Annotated in this window: 16 protein-coding genes; 9 read left to right on the top strand and 7 right to left on the bottom strand. The window is 69.0% G+C overall.

Annotated elements, in window-relative coordinates; all coding sequences use genetic code 11:
* From ACX80I_RS09065 to ACX80I_RS09055, 3 genes are all read left to right on the top strand, one after another.
* Nucleotides 1–711, top strand: a complete 711-nt coding sequence (locus ACX80I_RS09065) for a response regulator transcription factor (protein ID WP_459344789.1) — start codon at nt 1–3, stop codon at nt 709–711.
* 10 nt (nt 712–721) lie between these two features.
* A complete protein-coding gene (locus ACX80I_RS09060; RefSeq protein ID WP_459344788.1) occupies nt 722–2281 on the top strand; it encodes a sensor histidine kinase in 1560 nt (519 codons plus the stop codon).
* Nucleotides 2282–2344: 63 nt separating this feature from the next.
* Nucleotides 2345–2635, top strand: coding sequence for a WXG100 family type VII secretion target (locus ACX80I_RS09055; RefSeq protein ID WP_459344787.1), 291 nt, complete (start codon nt 2345–2347; stop codon nt 2633–2635).
* A gap of 115 nt (nt 2636–2750) precedes the next feature.
* On the opposite strand, the gene groL is transcribed toward ACX80I_RS09055, so the two are convergent.
* The 3 genes from groL to ACX80I_RS09040 form a co-directional block, all read right to left on the bottom strand.
* Nucleotides 2751–4385, bottom strand: a complete 1635-nt coding sequence (groL, locus tag ACX80I_RS09050) for a chaperonin GroEL (RefSeq protein ID WP_301228926.1) — start codon at nt 4383–4385, stop codon at nt 2751–2753.
* Nucleotides 4386–4688: 303 nt separating this feature from the next.
* On the bottom strand, nt 4689–5288 hold the full coding sequence (locus ACX80I_RS09045; RefSeq protein ID WP_459344786.1) for a LytR C-terminal domain-containing protein: 600 nt from the start codon (nt 5286–5288) through the stop codon (nt 4689–4691).
* Nucleotides 5289–5329: 41 nt separating this feature from the next.
* Nucleotides 5330–5635 carry a DUF3263 domain-containing protein gene (locus ACX80I_RS09040; protein WP_459345151.1) on the bottom strand — a complete coding sequence of 102 codons (306 nt, stop codon included), beginning with the start codon at nt 5633–5635 and terminating at the stop codon, nt 5330–5332.
* A 110-nt stretch (nt 5636–5745) separates the two neighbouring features.
* On the opposite strand from ACX80I_RS09040, the gene ACX80I_RS09035 reads away from it, so the two are divergent.
* A complete protein-coding gene (locus ACX80I_RS09035; protein ID WP_459344785.1) occupies nt 5746–6570 on the top strand; it encodes a uracil-DNA glycosylase in 825 nt (274 codons plus the stop codon).
* Between the two features lie 30 nt (nt 6571–6600).
* On the opposite strand, the gene ACX80I_RS09030 is transcribed toward ACX80I_RS09035, so the two are convergent.
* Both ACX80I_RS09030 and ACX80I_RS09025 read right to left on the bottom strand, forming a co-directional pair.
* A complete protein-coding gene (locus tag ACX80I_RS09030; protein WP_459345150.1) occupies nt 6601–7980 on the bottom strand; it encodes a threonine/serine exporter family protein in 1380 nt (459 codons plus the stop codon).
* A gap of 358 nt (nt 7981–8338) precedes the next feature.
* On the bottom strand, nt 8339–9412 hold the full coding sequence (locus tag ACX80I_RS09025; protein WP_459344784.1) for a lipid II:glycine glycyltransferase FemX: 1074 nt from the start codon (nt 9410–9412) through the stop codon (nt 8339–8341).
* A gap of 146 nt (nt 9413–9558) precedes the next feature.
* Between ACX80I_RS09025 and ACX80I_RS09020 the strand changes: the two genes are divergently transcribed.
* The 3 genes from ACX80I_RS09020 to ACX80I_RS09010 all read left to right on the top strand — a co-directional run bounded on the left by ACX80I_RS09020 (nt 9559) and on the right by ACX80I_RS09010 (nt 12000).
* Nucleotides 9559–10563: an aldo/keto reductase family protein gene (locus ACX80I_RS09020; protein WP_459344783.1), complete on the top strand. Its 1005-nt coding sequence runs from the start codon at nt 9559–9561 to the stop codon at nt 10561–10563.
* Nucleotides 10563–11426, top strand: a complete 864-nt coding sequence (locus tag ACX80I_RS09015) for an NAD-dependent epimerase/dehydratase family protein (protein WP_459344782.1) — start codon at nt 10563–10565, stop codon at nt 11424–11426. Before ACX80I_RS09020 ends, ACX80I_RS09015 begins: the two co-directional genes overlap by 1 nt.
* A 106-nt stretch (nt 11427–11532) precedes the next feature.
* Nucleotides 11533–12000 carry a hypothetical protein gene (locus ACX80I_RS09010; protein WP_459344781.1) on the top strand — a complete coding sequence of 156 codons (468 nt, stop codon included), beginning with the start codon at nt 11533–11535 and terminating at the stop codon, nt 11998–12000.
* Between the two features lie 49 nt (nt 12001–12049).
* Here the strand turns inward: ACX80I_RS09010 and ACX80I_RS09005 are convergent, their stop codons facing one another.
* Nucleotides 12050–13546, bottom strand: coding sequence for an MFS transporter (locus ACX80I_RS09005; protein ID WP_459344780.1), 1497 nt, complete (start codon nt 13544–13546; stop codon nt 12050–12052).
* Nucleotides 13547–13726: 180 nt separating this feature from the next.
* On the opposite strand from ACX80I_RS09005, the gene ACX80I_RS09000 reads away from it, so the two are divergent.
* Nucleotides 13727–14818, top strand: a complete 1092-nt coding sequence (locus tag ACX80I_RS09000; RefSeq protein ID WP_459344779.1) for an alkene reductase — start codon at nt 13727–13729, stop codon at nt 14816–14818.
* Between the two features lie 57 nt (nt 14819–14875).
* On the opposite strand, the gene ACX80I_RS08995 is transcribed toward ACX80I_RS09000, so the two are convergent.
* Nucleotides 14876–15391 carry a hypothetical protein gene (locus ACX80I_RS08995; protein WP_459344778.1) on the bottom strand — a complete coding sequence of 172 codons (516 nt, stop codon included), beginning with the start codon at nt 15389–15391 and terminating at the stop codon, nt 14876–14878.
* A gap of 124 nt (nt 15392–15515) precedes the next feature.
* Here ACX80I_RS08995 and ACX80I_RS08990 point away from each other — a divergent pair, with 124 nt between their 5' ends.
* Complete coding sequence (locus ACX80I_RS08990) at nt 15516–15665, top strand: hypothetical protein (RefSeq protein ID WP_459344777.1); 150 nt, start codon at nt 15516–15518, stop codon at nt 15663–15665.
* The last annotated feature ends 4 nt before the right edge of the window (nt 15666–15669 follow it).

The following is a 15669-nucleotide window of genomic DNA, read 5'->3' as shown; positions in this document are numbered from 1 at the left end:
GTGAAGAAAACAGTCCCCGAAGCGAAACTGCTGGTCGTCGACGACGAACCGAACATCCGCGAGCTCCTCTCGACCTCGCTGCGGTTCGCCGGCTTCGACGTCGTCGCCGCCGCGAACGGACGCGACGCCCTTGCGGCCGCCGAGACGCACAACCCCGATCTCGCCGTGCTCGACGTCATGCTCCCCGACATGGACGGATTCACCGTCACCCGGCGCCTGCGGGCCGCCGGCCGCCACTTCCCCGTCGTCTTCCTGACGGCGCGGGACGACACCGAGGACAAGGTCACCGGCCTGACGGTCGGCGGTGACGACTACGTCACCAAGCCGTTCAGCCTCGACGAGGTGGTGGCCCGCATCCGTGCGGTCCTGCGGCGCACGCACCCGCTCGAGGACGACGACGCCGTGATCCGCGTCGATGACCTCGAACTGGACGACGACGCACACGAGGTCCGGCGTGGAGGGGAGACGATCGACCTCTCCCCCACCGAGTTCAAGCTCCTGCGCTACCTCATGATGAATCCCAACCGCGTCCTCTCGAAGGCACAGATCCTCGACCACGTCTGGGAATACGACTTCAACGGGGATGCGTCCATCGTGGAGTCCTACATCTCGTACCTGCGCCGGAAGATCGACCGGAGCTCCGACACCGTCGCCCTGATCCAGACGAAGCGCGGCGTGGGATACCTGCTCCGCTCCGCCGACAAGCGGTAGCGCCCTTCCCTTGATCAAGCGTTGGAACGCGGCGTCCCTCCGCTCGCAGCTGGTCGCGATCATCATGCTCCTCATGATCGTGACCGTCGGCATCACGGGCCTGGCCACCGTGTCCCTGCTGCGGCAGGGACTCGTGGACAGGCTCGACGCCGACATCCTCACCAACGCGAAAGTGGTCTCGGAAACCATCTATTCCGAGGTTCCCGCCGATGACGGGACGGTCCTCCGCTACTACGCGGCGATCCTCGACCGGGGCGCCTCCATCGTCGCCGAGAACCAGTCCTCCGATGCCGCGGACGTGCCGGAGCTGGACGGCCTCACCCCGGAGAGGATCACGGACCTCGAGAGTTCCGGCTTCGACGTCCCGGGGACCGCGCCCTCGAGCCAGGGCTGGCGGGTGCGCGTCTTCCCGTTCGCCAACGGCGAGGGGTACCTCGCCATCGCGTCCCGCCTGAACACCGTCAACGAGTCGGTGCAGGAGTCGACGGAGATCATCTTCACCTCGGGCCTCGTCACGACCGTACTCGCCTCGATCATCGCCTTTCTCGCCGTGACGCGGCAGTTCGCGCCGCTCGCACGGGTGGAGCGGACCGCCGCCGCCATCGCCACCGGGGACCTCTCCCGCCGCGTCGCCATCGAGCGGCCCACCACGGAGATCGGGCGGCTGTCGCGGTCCCTCAATGCGATGCTCGCGCACATCGAGCGTGCCTTCGCCGCCAGGACCGCCTCCGAGACGAAGATGCGCCGCTTCATCGCGGATGCCTCCCATGAACTTCGGACCCCGCTCGTCACCATCCGGGGATACTCGGAGCTCTACCGGCACGGGGCCCTGCAGAAGGACGAGGACATCGCCACCGCGATGGGCAGGATCGAGAGCGAGGCGATCCGCATGGGCCAGCTCGTCGAGGACCTGCTCACGCTCGCCAGGATCGATGAGCAGCGGCCCCTCGAGATGAAACCCCTGGACCTCATGGTGCTCGGCCACGACGCCGCCTTCGACGCTCGCGCCACGGCGCCGGACCGGTCCATCACCATCATCGGCCTCGACGGCGGGAATCCGCGCTCCGCTCCCACACGCGGTGACGAGGCCCGCCTCCGCCAGGTGGTCGCCAACCTGATGACCAACGCGCTCCGCTACACCCCGGAGGGCTCTCCCATCGAGATCGCCGTCGGCGTCGCGCCGGTACTGCACGGCACCAGCGACTCCGTCCTCGAAGTCCGGGACCACGGTCCGGGCATCTCCGAGGACGACGCCGCCAAGGTCTTCGAGCGCTTCTACCGGGCGGACACGTCCCGCCATCGCGAGACGGGCGGCACGGGACTCGGACTCGCCATCGTGGCCGCACTCGTCGCGCAGCACGACGGCACGGTGCGGCTGGAGGAGACACCCGGGGGTGGGGCCACCCTGTCCATCCGGCTCCCCCACGTGCCGGCGGACGAGCAGGACGACGATGCTGCCGGGGAGGACAGCGCGGGCCCCGGCTCCGAGGCCGCATACTCGAGCGGGATCACCCCGCCGCAGGCACCATCGGCGAAGCCGGTTATCCACAAGGGCCGCGACGACCGCTGACCGTTCGCCGCCGTGCCCTACCGTCGGATGCGTCAAGGAAGCGCGAGCACCCGGGAGCACAGCATGGCATTCTTCAACGTAGACACCGACAGCCTGGCTGCCAAGAGCAGCCAGGTGCAGGGCACCATCACGAGGCTGCAGGCGGAGGTGAACTCCATGCAGGCCGGCCTCCGTGAACTGGAGGGGCTGTGGACCGGGCAGGCAGCCACCAATTTCCAGCAGCTGATCCTGCAGTGGCGGGCCACCCAGCAGCAGGTCGAGGAATCCCTCACCGGCATCAATGCCGCCCTCGACGTCGCCGCCCAGCAGTACGCCGACGCCGAGCAGAGCAACGCCCGCATGTTCCTGAGCTGATCCAGCGGAAGGGCGGGCAGTCCTGTCCTGCTGCGGACGACGAAAGGGCGGCACCCCCTTTCGGGAGTGCCGCCCTTCTCGTACTGTGCGCGGGTGGCGCGACCAGCAGGGGGGACTAGAAGCCGCCCATGCCGCCCATGCCGCCCATGTCGTCGCCGCCGCCGGCAGGAGCTGCCTTCTCCGGCTTGTCGGCCACGACGGCCTCAGTGGTGAGGAACAGGCCCGCGATGGACGCCGCGTTCTGCAGCGCCGAACGGGTGACCTTCACGGGGTCGTTGACGCCGGCAGCCAGCAGGTCCTCGTAGACACCGGTAGCGGCGTTCAGGCCGTGACCGGCGGGGAGACCGCGGACCTTGTCGACGACGACGCCCGGCTCGAGGCCGGCGTTGAAGGCGATCTGCTTGAGCGGCGCGTCGATGGCGACGCGGACGATGTTCGCGCCCGTTGCCTCGTCACCCTCGAGCTGCAGGTTGGCGAAGGCCTTGGCGCCGGCCTGGATGAGGGCGACACCGCCACCGGCGACGATGCCCTCTTCGACGGCAGCCTTGGCGTTGCGCACTGCGTCCTCGATGCGGTGCTTGCGCTCCTTGAGTTCGACCTCGGTAGCGGCACCGGCCTTGATGACTGCAACGCCGCCGGCCAGCTTGGCCAGGCGTTCCTGCAGCTTCTCGCGGTCGTAGTCGGAGTCGGAGTTCTCGATCTCGGCGCGGATCTGGGCCACGCGACCGGCGATGGCGTCGGCGTCGCCGGCTCCCTCGACGATGGTGGTCTCGTCCTTGGTCACGACGACCTTGCGGGCGGTGCCGAGCAGGTCGAGGGTGGCGGTCTCGAGCTTGAGGCCGACTTCCTCGGCGATGACCTGGCCGCCGGTGAGGATCGCGATGTCGGCGAGCTGCGCCTTGCGGCGGTCACCGAAGCCCGGGGCCTTGACGGCGACGGACTTGAAGGTGCCGCGGATCTTGTTGACCACGAGGGTTGCGAGGGCTTCGCCTTCGATGTCCTCCGCGATGATCAGCAGCGGCTTGCCGGACTGCATGACCTTCTCGAGGACGGCGACGAGGTCCTTCACGTTGCTGATCTTCGAGTTGACGATCAGGATGTAGGGATCCTCGAGGACCGTCTCCTGGCGCTCGGCGTCGGTGACGAAGTAGCCCGAGATGTAGCCCTTGTCGAAGCGCATGCCCTCGGTGAGTTCGAGCTCGAGGCCGAAGGTGTTCGACTCCTCGACGGTGATGACGCCTTCCTTGCCCACCTTGTCGAGGGCTTCGGCGATCAGGTCACCGATCTGCGTGTCACCCGCGGAGATGGAGGCCGTGGCCGCGATCTCCTCCTTGGTCTCGATTTCCTTCGCGGAGGCGAGCAGCTCGTCGGTGACGGCCTTGACGGCCTTCTCGATGCCGCGCTTCAGGCTCAGGGGGTCCGCTCCGGCCGCGACGTTGCGCAGGCCTTCCTTGACGAGGGCCTGGGCGAGCACGGTGGCGGTGGTGGTTCCGTCGCCGGCGACGTCGTCCGTCTTCTTGGCAACTTCCTTGACGAGTTCTGCGCCGATCTTCTCGAACGGGTCGTCGAGCTCGATCTCCTTGGCGATGGACACGCCGTCGTTCGTGATGGTGGGGGCGCCCCACTTCTTCTCGAGTACGACGTTGCGGCCACGGGGGCCGAGCGTTACCTTGACGGCGTCAGCGAGGATGTTCAGGCCTCGCTCGAGGCCGCGTCGGGCCTCTTCATCAAAAGAAATGATCTTGGCCATAACGGCTTAGGTCCTTTCGGGACGGTTGCATTTCAGCACATCAATGCTTGCCTGCGTGTGGTGCCCGCGACGGCCGGGCGACGCCGGAACGATCTCTTTCACGTTCCTGCTCCACCCTCACCACAGAGGTTTGCCTGCTTCACCCGTCACGCGCTTCTTAGCAGTCTGCGCGCGCGAGTGCTAACTCAATAATTAGCACTCCCACCCCGTGAGTGCAAGCCGATCGGGCGCGTCGGAGTACCCTTGCCGTGCTGTCACACGGTGACTCCGGGACGCCGTTCCGGCTCCCCCTCGACCTGCGGATCACTGGAACTCGGGTCCGAGCACGACCGAGATAGCCGGCGAGACATCCGCGCTGTCGACCAGGTTCGTGATGCCCAGATCTTCAGCCACCGCCTCGGCCCCGGCCCGCTGCGCCTCGCCGTTGTAGAAGACCACCGAGGCGTCCACGGGAGCGCCGGCCCAGTTCCCGGGAAGCGCCGAGGTCCAGCCGGCGGATGCCAGCCGGCCGGCTGCCACGGAGGCCAGACCGGGGGCACCCGTGCCGTTGAGGACGTTCACAGTCTGCGCGCGGTCGGCATCGTCCACCTCGTCCTGGGCCGTGCCGTCCGGGGACGGTTCCCCCGTCGCATCCGTGCCCGCGTCGTCGTTCGCCGTCGGGTCCGAGGCCGGGCCGGAGGCCGTGGACGATCCGGTTGCCGACGCCGCGGCGCCGCCTCCCGCGAGGCCCAGCCGGGGAAGGATGAAGTAGGAGCCCAGGCCGATCAGGAGCGCGAGGACCCCCACGGTGATCTTCAGGGCGAGGCCGCTCGATCCGGCCGGGATGAGCCGCTCCCGGTGGACGCCCTGACGCACGGGAGCCTCCGGGACCCTGTCGAACTCGTCCCGCGGGTGCTCGGTCATGGGTGAGGATGGTCCTTCGCTCGTCGGGCTGGCGGGCAGTTCTAGATGTCCGCGCCGAGACGGCGTGCCGAGCGTGCCTTCTGGCGGGTGGACCTCAACCGCCTCAGCCGCTTCACGAGCATGGGATCGTGCGCGAGCGCCGCCTCGGTGTCGATCAGCGCGTTGAGCACCTGGTAGTAGTGCGTGGCGGACATGTTGAACAGGTCCCGGATGGCCTGCTCCTTCGCACCGGAGTACTTCCACCACTCGCGTTCGAGGGCGAGCATGCGCTGCTCGCGGTCACCCAGGGCCGCCTTCTTGTCCTGTCCGGAGGGCGCATCGGCAGGCTGCCGCATCGGCTCAGCCATCTCCATTACCGCCTTCCTTCAATGGGCACAACTACTACTCAATGGTAGTGGGGAATTACAGGCATGTCATTCGAGCGGACGGCGCCCCGGCGCCGCGGAAGAATAGTGCCATGACCGACGACGGCGCCCTCTTCGACCTCCCTCCCTCCTCGACGACGGGCACGGCACGAAAGACCGGTGGCGGGAGGCCGCCGACCTCCGCCCCGCCCTCGCCCAACGAGTCGGTCTTCCCGTTCGCTGCTCCCGCGGGCATCGAGGAGCTGGTCTCCCAGGACTGGGCGGCCGCGCTCAAGCCCGTCGAACCGGTACTGCACCAGCTCGCAGCATCGCTCGCGGCGGATCTGGACAAGGGGCTGCGGATCCTTCCGGACGCGCCGCACATCCTGCGGGCGTTCACCACCCCGCTGGACAGGGTGCGCGTGGTCATCGTGGGGCAGGACCCGTACCCGACCGTGGGGCACGCCGTCGGGCTCAGCTTCGCCGTCGATCCCGCCACCCGGCCCCTTCCCCGCAGCCTCGCGAACATCTACCGGGAGCTGGCCGCAGACACGGGGGCGGCCCCGCCTGCCACGGGTGACCTGTCCGGCTGGACGGAGCAGGGGGTCCTGCTGCTCAACCGGGTGCTGACGGTCCGCGCCGGCGATCCGGCCTCGCACCGCGGGCTGGGCTGGGAGCTGGTGACCGACGCCGCCATCCGCGCGCTCGTGGCCCGGGGCGGTCCGCTCGTCGCCATCCTCTGGGGCAAGGACGCACTCCGCCTCAAACCCCTGCTCGGCGCGACGCCGACCGTGGAGTCCGCGCACCCCAGTCCCCTGTCGGCCTCCCGCGGATTCTTCGGCTCCCGGCCCTTCAGCCGCGTCAACGACCTGCTGGCACAGCAGGGCGCGGAGCCCATCGACTGGTCGCGGACCACCGCCGGCGGCAGGGAAGGCTAGTCAGGGCGGGCAGCACCGGCCGCGCCCCGGCTATCGCCGCCGGTTGCGCTGCCGCTCGTTCGAGCTGAGTTTGCGCGTGAACGGTCGTGCCAGGTTGTCGCCGAGAACGACTCCGGCGGCGATGGCCAGCACCACGGTCAGGGCGTTGAAGAGGCCGAGGGCGCCGTCGGACACCAATGCCGAGTCGAGGGTGAGCATGTACATCGAACGAAAGATGGTCAGCCCGGGATAGAGGAAGAGGACCGCGGGAACAGCGACGACGAGCTGGGGCGCACCGAGCCGGAGGGCGACGACGCGAGACAGCGCTCCGATCAGGATCGCGGCCAGCGCCGGCGCGAGGCGGTAGCCGACGCCTGCGGTCATCACGGTGATCAGGAAGAGGTACCCGGCCACCGCGACGAGCGACGTGGGGATCACCAGCTTCACGTCGGTCTGCTCGGCGATGCAGATCATCGCGACGGAGATGAAGACCAGCACCGCCACCACGGGCCACGGGTACTGGCTGCCTGAGGAGTCGAGGACCTCGAGTTCGGGTATGCCGAGCGCCGTTCCTGCGACGAGCGCGACGGCGATACCGGCGACCAGCGCCGCGAAGATGAGGATCGCCGAGAGGAACCGCCCCGCGGCCGTGACCGGGAAGCCGTTGATGGCGTCCTGCGTCGCGGAGACCAGCCTGCCGGTCGGCAGGAGCAGGAGGATGCCGCCCACCACGACGAGGGCCGGGGCGATCGGCACCTGCAGCCACCAGAACAGCATGGCGATCAAGGTGACGAGCGCCGACGAGGTCGCGACCGAGAAGAACTCGGGTACGCGCCACTCTCCGAGCTTCCGGCTCACCAGATCCACGAGGATGCAGCTGACGAAGCCGATGAGGGACGCCAGCACCGTGCCGCCGGTGAAGGCGACGATGGCCGCCGCGAAGATGCCGAACGCGGCCGTGACCATCCAGCGTGGGAAGGGCTTGGGCCGGTGGGTGATCTCGTCGAGCCGCTGGACCGCTTCGGTACGCGAGACGCCGCCGTCCGCGATATCGGAGACGAGGCGGTGGATGGCCGTGAGGCCCGCGTAGTTGTTCGTCCACGACCGGACCACCCGCAGCACCGTCGTCGGCGTCTGGTCCTTGGCCGAGTAGTTGAGCACCACCGACTGGTTGGTGATGTCCACCTCGATGTTGTCCAGGCCGAACGCCGCGGTCACGGCGATGATGCTCGTCTCGACCTCGAGCGCTCCCGCGCCGTACCGGAACATGGTCTCGGCGAGGCTGAGGGCGAAGTCCAGGGCCTTGCGGGCGCTGGCGTCGGGCCCGGCGACCTGGACCATCGGATTCGCGTAGGGACTGCCCGCCAGCCGCTCGACGATGCTCATGGCCTGGGTGGGGGGAGACTCCCCCTGCACCAGGCGGCGGAGCATGCTGCGGGCCGCGGCGTTGGGACGGCTCGACGACGGTACGCGCTCCGGTGTGGTGGGCAGGGCGTCCGCGGGCCGCGGAGCCGACTGGCGCTGGCGGCCCTGCCGAGGGGTCCTCGGCTCCGCTGCCGGGCGCTTCTTCGGTGGAACGGCAGCTCCCCGCGCCTTCCGCCCGCTCCCCCTGCCGGCGGCGAGCTTCTTCTTCTCGTCCTCACTCGGATCGAAGGGCCGCTGGATGACGGGGAGTGCCTCCGCCACCGGCGAAGGGTTGGTGGAAGGCGATCGACCGTCCTCCGGGGTGGAACCGTCTGTCACAGCGGCCTTTCATGCGTCACGCGCCGCGGCGTCCGCGGGCTCTTCCTCAGTAGAACGGCTGGTGCGTGCGTCGCCAGTACACCTGGCGCGCCACACGCTCCGCAATCGTGTTCCACACACGATACTTCCAGCCGCTGACCACGAAGTCGTAGCAGCCGACGAAGTCCGTGACGGTCTTGGTGAAGCTCGTCTTGAAGAGCCCCAGGCCGTGGTGCGGGTGGGCAGTGTCCTTGAGCCGATCACTCGGCGGAGTTCCACAGAAGTCGTACTCGACGATCCCGAACTCGTCCTTGAGGTCGTTGATGGCCCTCCACTGCACGAGGTGCGAATCCCCGTACTGTGAGCGCCCGGGCCGGGAACCGCCGTCCTTGTAGGTCCCCTTCGACCCGTAGTTGATGACGAACGCCCCCACCGACGGTTCGCCGTCCTCGTACACGAAGTAGAAACGTCCCTGTCCGGCGTCCACGAAGTTCTGCCAGAAACGGCTGTAGTACTCGAAGGAGCGCATGCGGGCCGCGGAACGGTCCTCGATGTGCGACATCAGGGAGTACATCGCCCGGAAGGTCTCCTGCGTCGGCTCCATGCGCCGGACCTCGACGCCCTCACGCATGGCCCGGCGAACGGCGTTGCGGCCCCGCGAGTGCAGGTTCCGCAGCAACTGGTTGGAGTCCGGTGTGGTGTCCAGGATGGCCGTGCTGTCGTTCGGCTGCAGATTGAACGTCTTGACGAGGCCCGCGGCACGGAATACCTCGCGCACCTCGGGACCGTCCACGAGGTCGGGCTCCACCTTGATGGCGAAGACGCGGTGCCCCTCGCGCCGGGCGAGGTCGGCCACGGCCCGCACGGCCGCCGGGACGTCACCCGCCTCGGTGACCGCCGGTCCCTTGATGAGGTACCAGAGGGCCCCGAGCAGGGGCACCCTCTTCTCGAGGATGAGGTTGTGGCTCGTCGAGTCCGGGCCCTCGAGGACCAGGAACCGGGGCCGCCACCCGTGGTGCGACTTGACCTCCGCGAACGCCGCGGACTGGAGCACGTTGCCGCCGCCCGGATTGGACGTCACCAGCGCATCCCAGTTCTGCTGCTCCGTCGTGGTGGCGAAACGGGCGCTGAAGTCGGCCAAGATTCCTCATTTACTGTGGGCGGCGAGCGAAGGACGCCCTCAAGTCTAGCGGCTGTGTACCTGCCTCCCGTGGATCCGGCACCGATGTTGCCTGGGGGAACTGTCTGTCCTGTACTCGCTTCCTAAGGGTGGTTAGCATCAGGAGCATGGACTTCAGATACCTCGGCAACAGCGGCTTCAAGATCTCGGAAATCACCTACGGCAACTGGCTCACCCACGGCTCGCAGATCGAGAACGACGTCGCGACGCAGTGCGTGCGTGCTGCGCTCGACGTGGGCATCACCACGTTCGACACCGCGGACGTCTACGCGAACACGGCAGCGGAGACCGTGCTCGGCGAAGCACTGAAGGGCGAGCGCCGCCAGTCGCTCGAGATCTTCACGAAGGTCTGGGGACCCACGGGCCCCAAAGGACACAACGACGTGGGGCTCTCCCGCAAGCACATTCTGGAGTCGATCGACGGCTCGCTGCAGCGCCTCCAGACCGACTACGTGGACCTCTACCAGGCGCACCGGTACGACCACGAGACGCCGCTCGAGGAGACGATGCAGGCCTTCGCCGACATCGTGCGCCAGGGCAAGGCCCTCTACATCGGCGTCAGCGAGTGGACGGCCCAGCAGATCCGCGACGGCGCCGCCCTTGCGAAGGACCTCGGTTTCCAGCTCATCTCCAACCAGCCCCAGTACTCGATGCTGTGGCGCGTCATCGAGGGAGAGGTCATCCCCACCTCCGAGGAACTCGGACTGTCCCAGATCGTTTGGTCCCCAGTGGCACAGGGCGTCCTGACCGGCAAGTACACGCCGGGCCGGCAGCCGGAGCAGGGAACCCGCGCCTCGGACGACAAGGGCGGCGCCGACATGATCAAGCGCTGGATGGACGACGACGTCCTTGCGGGCGTCCAGAAGCTCGCGCCCATCGCCGACGGCGTGGGGCTGACGATGGCGCAGCTGGCCATCGCGTGGGTCCTGCAGAACAGCAACGTGGCCTCGGCGATCATCGGGGCCTCACGCCCCGAGCAGGTGGAGTCGAATGCCGCCGCTGCCGGCGTGAAGCTGGAGGACGATGTCCTGAAGGCGATCGACGACGCGATCGGCGGCCTCGCCGAGACGGACGTCGCGAAGACGGTGTCCCCCGAGACGCGGCCGGTCTGATGGCGGGCCCTGCGACGCTCAACGTCGCGGTCACCGGTTCCAACGGCAAGCTCGGGCGGAGCGTCGTCCGCGGCCTGCGCGAGGCCGGTCACACCGTCCTGGAGCTCGATCAGCACGGCGAGCGCGGCCCCGGGTTCCTGCGGATCGACCTGCGCGACTACGGCCAGGTCCTCGACGCCCTCCTCGGCGTGGACGACCGGCACAGCGGGTTGGACGCCGTCGTGCACCTCGGGGCGATTCCGGCTCCGGGACTGCAGGCCGACGCAGCGATCTTCCACAACAACATGACGGCCACGTACAACGTCTTCCAGGCATGCCGGCGGGCCGGGATCAAGCGGATCGTCTACGCGTCGAGCGAGACCGTGCTCGGGCTCCCCTTCGAGACCCCTCCCCCGTACCTCCCTGTGGACGAGGAGTACCCTGCACGGCCCGAGAGCACCTATTCGCTGGTCAAGCACCTCGAGGAACAGCTGGCCATCGAGCTGGCACGGTGGGATCCGGACCTGAGCATCAGTGCCCTGCGGTTCTCGAACGTCATGGACCCCGAGGACTACGCCGAGTTCCCCTCCTTCGACGCCGACGCGACTGCACGCAAGTGGAACCTGTGGGGCTACATCGACGGCCGCGACGGCGCCCAGGCGGTGGAGAAGGCCCTGCAGAATGCGGCGCCCGGCTTCGACCGCTTCATCATCGCTGCCGCTGACACCGTGATGAGCCGCGCGAGCGCGGACCTCGCCGCGGAGGTGTACCCCGGCGTGCAGGTGGTCCGGGACGTGGGTGGGCACGAAACGCTCCTCTCCATCGACAAGGCGCGGCGCGTCCTCGGGTACGAACCCCGGCACAGCTGGCGCGACCGCGACTAGCAGGACCTGCGCCCGATCGGGGCGGCGGTGGGGAACTGTCGTCCGGGCCGATTCATCAGTAGGCTGATGATCGAAGGATGCACAGCACCGACGAAAGGCAGAGATGATGACCGAGAACCTTCCCGATGAGGAACTGACCATCGTGGGCGAAGAGCCCGACGTGCCGAACGACTCGCTTGCTCCCGAGGCCTTCGATCCGGTCCTCGAGGGCCGGCCCGACGACTACCCCGACGCCGCGGAGAACAATCCGGACCGGTGGCAGGATGACCCCCTCCTGCAGGACGAGCCCAGCGCGGCCGTGACCGGCGACGACGAGAACGACTTCGACGAGAACGGCGTCAGCGCGATCGGCGAGGAAGGGTACCTGAGCGACCAGACCCTCCGCGAGGAGACGGCCGAGGCCCGTTACCGGCACGGGGACGAGCAGTATCCGCCGGAGGAGCCGATGCTCGGTGAAGCCTCCGCGGACGTCGACTTCGGCATGATGGAGGACGACGAGGTCGACGCGAGCGACGACCCCGCGAACCGTGGCGGGTCGCCGCTGAGCGCGATGGACGAGCAGGACATCAAGTAACGCCCTCGAACGGAACGCTGCGAAGCCCCGGGAACTCCCCGGGGCTTCGTCATGTCCGGGGCTGCCCGCCGAAGTCCCCGCCGCGCGCCTCGCGCAGGGCGCCGGGAGCCGCCGGGGTACCGCCGACGGCGCAGTGCCTCGGGTGGTCGGCCTCCGGCACCCCGGGGTTCCGGATGCTGACGGCGGCCAGGAGTCCGCCCGCGATCAGTACTCCGGCACCGAGAAGGCACGCGGTACCGAATCCGGCTTCGAAGGTCCTCGGGTCGTCGTAGGCGTCTCCTGTCAGACCTGCGGCGGCCGGCAGGACGGCGATCGCGATGAGGCCCGCCGCCCGCGCGACGGCGTTGTTGACACCGGAGGCGAGCCCCGCCTGACGTTCCGGCACCGAGGACAGCGCCGTCGACGTCAGGGGCGCGACGAGCAGCGACAGCCCGAGGCCGAGCACGATCACCGGCGGGAGCACGTCCCGCAGATAGGACGCCTCCTCGCCGATCCGCAGCATGAGGACCAGTGACACGGCGCAGATGAGCGGACCGACCGCCATCGGGATGCGAGGGCCGATCCGGGAGCTGAGCGCGCCTGCCCGGGGTGACAGGACGAGCATCAGCGCCGTGATCGGCAGCATCGCAGTGCCGGACGCCACCGGGCTGAAGCCCGCCACGACCTGCAGATGGACGACGAGCAGGAAGAAGATGCCACCGAACACCGCGTAGATGAGGAACGTGACGGCGTTCGCCGCACGGAACTGCCGATTGCCGAAGATGCGCAGGGGCAGCATCGGATTCGCGGTGCGCCGCTCCACCGCGAGGAAGGCTACGGCCGCAGCGAGTCCCAGGACCCCGGACGCGAGGACTCCGGCGGACAACACGCCGTGGTCGGGCGCTTCGATCAGCGCGTAGGTCGTGCCGGCGAGCGCGAGCGCCCCGAGGGCTGCCCCGGCGATGTCGAGCCTGCCCGTCGCGCCGGAGTCACGGGTCTCCGGGACATGCCGCACGGCGATCCAGACGACGGCGGCCGCGACGGGGACATTGATGAGGAAGACCCAGCGCCAGGAGACGCTTTCGACGAGCCAGCCGCCGAGGAAGGGCCCGATGGCGGTGGCCACGCCCCCCAGTCCGGACCACGCTCCGATGGCCCGTGCACGATCCTCGCCCGAGAAGGCGGCCTGGAGGATCGCGAGGCTGCCCGGCGTGAGCAGGGCCCCTCCGACGCCCTGGAGGGCACGCGCCGCGATGAGCAGGCCGGCATCCGGAGCCAGCCCGCACAGCAGGGAGGCGACGGCGAACCAGATGACGCCGACCACGAAGACGCGCCGCCGCCCGAACCGGTCCCCCAGCGCCCCGCCGAGCAGGATGAAGGAGGCGAGCGTCAGGGTGTAGCCGGTGACCATCCACTGCAGGGCCGAGAAACCCGTGCCCAGGTCCCGCCCGATCGTCGGCAGGGCCACGTTGACGACGGTGGCATCGATACCGGCGATACCCGAACCCAGGACCGTCGCGACCAGGATCCATCGCCCGGAGGCCGTTCCCATCCGGATTCCACTCATGGCCCACCATCCGTCCACGCCCCGCGGTGCCGCGGGCGCACGCACAGTGTCGCACCGCCGTCGCCCATCCTCCAGTCCGCACGCCTCCGCGCCGGGCCGGTGACACGGGACACATCCGGAATAGCCCCCGGCCGGCGCCGGTTACCGACCAGTAGGAAACGACCCGGAAAGTAGGAACGCATGAAGCTGTTCTCCCCCCTGACCCTCGGCACGCTCGAACTCCCCAACCGCGTGGTGATGGCGCCGCTCACGCGCGTCCGCTCGGGCGAGGCCGGCATCCCCGGGGACATCGTCGTCGAGCACTACCGCCAGCGCGCCTCCCTCGGTCTCATCGTCAGCGAGGGAACCTACCCCAGCCATGCCGGGCAGGGCTTCCCCGGGCAGCCGGGACTGGTCGAGGACGAGCAGCTCGCAGGCTGGAAGCGCGTCACGGACGCCGTGCACGCGGACGGCGGTCGCATCGTCGCCCAGGTCATGCACGCGGGCCGCGTGACGCACCCCGACACGAACGGCGGCTACGAGGTCGTGGCCCCGAGCGCCGTCGCCATCGAGGGGACCACGCGGACCAGCACGGGCAAGCAGCCCTATCCGGTGCCGCATGCCCTCACCACCGAGGAACTGCCGGGCATCATCGAGGAGTTCGTGACGGCCTCGCGCAAGGCGATCGACATCGCCGGGTTCGACGGCGTCGAACTCCACGGCGCGAACGGGTACCTGCTGCACGAGTTCCTCTCCCCCGAGTCCAACCAGCGGAAGGACGCCTACGGCGGATCGCCCGAGAAGCGCGCGCAGTTCGTGATCGAACTCGTCACCGCGGTGGCAGCGGAAGTCGGAGCAGAGAAGGTCGGCCTCCGCATCTCGCCCGCCCACAACATCCAGGACGCCCTGGAGACCGACGCCGCCGATGTCCTGGCGACGTACGGGACGCTCGTCGACGCCCTCGCACCGCTGAACCTCGCCTACCTCAGCGTCCTGCACGCCGAGCCGACCGGGGCCCTGATCCAGGACCTCCGGAAGCGCTTCGGCGGACCTTTCCTGATCAACAGTGGCTTCGGACTCATCACCAACCGCGAGGAGGCCATCGCCATCCTCGAGGACGGTGTAGGAGACGCCGTCGTCGTCGGCCGCCCGGCCATCGCGAACCCCGACCTCGCCCGCCGCTGGCGCGAGAACCTTCCGGAGAACGAGCCGAACCCGGCCACGTTCTACTCCACCGGAGCCGAGGGCTACACGGACTACCCGTTCTACGACAGCTCGGCCAACAGCAACTAGGACACCACCTGGACAGGCCCGGACAGGGCCTGCCTGCATCGCAGGAAGGCGCTTCCGTCACGCGACGGGGGCGCCTTCTTCCGCTGGCACGCCGTGCCGGCGATGCCCCCGCCGGGCTGCCCATGTCGCGACGTGCGGGTACCGGGCCACCGCCCATCCGACCAGGAGCGCTGCCGCGAGGTGTGTGTGCAGCAGGAGCATCACCTCGGGTGAATGCCCTTTCGTGGTCCCGGTCCCCACCGGCACGTCGCCGCCGTGGTGGCCCTCAGTTCCGGGAACGCTCGACGACGGCGCCTCCGCCAGACCGCCGAGCAGCCAGTGCAGGACCTGCTGCGCCGCTCCGAGGAGGAGCAGGAGCGCCCAGACGGGGAACCTGCCCTGAGCCACGATCGCTGCAGCCAGCACCGCGAGCGCGGCCAGCCCGCCGAGGATCGGCGCGGTCGGCAGGATGCCACCGGAGACCGCATGTGCAGTGAGTCCCAGGGCCAGCGACGCGAGACCAGCCGCAGCCGCCCCCACGATCCGCGTACGGCGCAGCACGTCCGCTCCGCCCGTCTCCCCCTGTGTCTCCATCCCACGATGGTAAGCATGCTGATGACGCCGCGTCACGTGGGGCATCGCGCTTATGCGCCGGTCGGCGGATCCGTACACTGACGGCAAGGGAGCTTACTTTCCCCCGAACCGAGAGGACCAGTGCATGTCAGAGAAGCCGAGCGACGACGACCGCATCCACAACGAAGCACCCGCAGAGGGCGACCAGGAGGCCGCCACGGAGGACATCCGCGTGCACGCCGAGGATCCCGCCGAGGGAGCGGATCCCGACGACCAGGATGGTGCGGGCAGCTAGCACC

This window comes from Arthrobacter rhamnosi (genome assembly GCF_054510855.1).
This window is presented reverse-complemented; position numbering and strand designations above follow the sequence as displayed.

What these genes read in the sequence shown, in the direction of transcription:
- groL (WP_301228926.1), bottom strand. Translation starts at nt 4,385, where the DNA reads ATGGCCAAGATCATTTCTTTTGATGAAGAGGCCCGACGCGGCCTCGAG.
- ACX80I_RS09040 (WP_459345151.1), bottom strand. Translation starts at nt 5,635, where the DNA reads ATGGCTGAGCCGATGCGGCAGCCTGCCGATGCGCCCTCCGGACAGGAC.
- ACX80I_RS09010 (WP_459344781.1), top strand. Translation starts at nt 11,533, where the DNA reads ATGACCGAGAACCTTCCCGATGAGGAACTGACCATCGTGGGCGAAGAG.
- ACX80I_RS09020 (WP_459344783.1), top strand. Translation starts at nt 9,559, where the DNA reads ATGGACTTCAGATACCTCGGCAACAGCGGCTTCAAGATCTCGGAAATC.
- ACX80I_RS09030 (WP_459345150.1), bottom strand. Translation starts at nt 7,980, where the DNA reads ATGCTCCGCCGCCTGGTGCAGGGGGAGTCTCCCCCCACCCAGGCCATG.
- ACX80I_RS09045 (WP_459344786.1), bottom strand. Translation starts at nt 5,288, where the DNA reads ATGACCGAGCACCCGCGGGACGAGTTCGACAGGGTCCCGGAGGCTCCC.
- ACX80I_RS09015 (WP_459344782.1), top strand. Translation starts at nt 10,563, where the DNA reads ATGGCGGGCCCTGCGACGCTCAACGTCGCGGTCACCGGTTCCAACGGC.
- ACX80I_RS08990 (WP_459344777.1), top strand. Translation starts at nt 15,516, where the DNA reads ATGTCAGAGAAGCCGAGCGACGACGACCGCATCCACAACGAAGCACCC.
- ACX80I_RS09000 (WP_459344779.1), top strand. Translation starts at nt 13,727, where the DNA reads ATGAAGCTGTTCTCCCCCCTGACCCTCGGCACGCTCGAACTCCCCAAC.
- ACX80I_RS09035 (WP_459344785.1), top strand. Translation starts at nt 5,746, where the DNA reads ATGACCGACGACGGCGCCCTCTTCGACCTCCCTCCCTCCTCGACGACG.
- ACX80I_RS09055 (WP_459344787.1), top strand. Translation starts at nt 2,345, where the DNA reads ATGGCATTCTTCAACGTAGACACCGACAGCCTGGCTGCCAAGAGCAGC.
- ACX80I_RS09005 (WP_459344780.1), bottom strand. Translation starts at nt 13,546, where the DNA reads ATGAGTGGAATCCGGATGGGAACGGCCTCCGGGCGATGGATCCTGGTC.
- ACX80I_RS08995 (WP_459344778.1), bottom strand. Translation starts at nt 15,391, where the DNA reads ATGGAGACACAGGGGGAGACGGGCGGAGCGGACGTGCTGCGCCGTACG.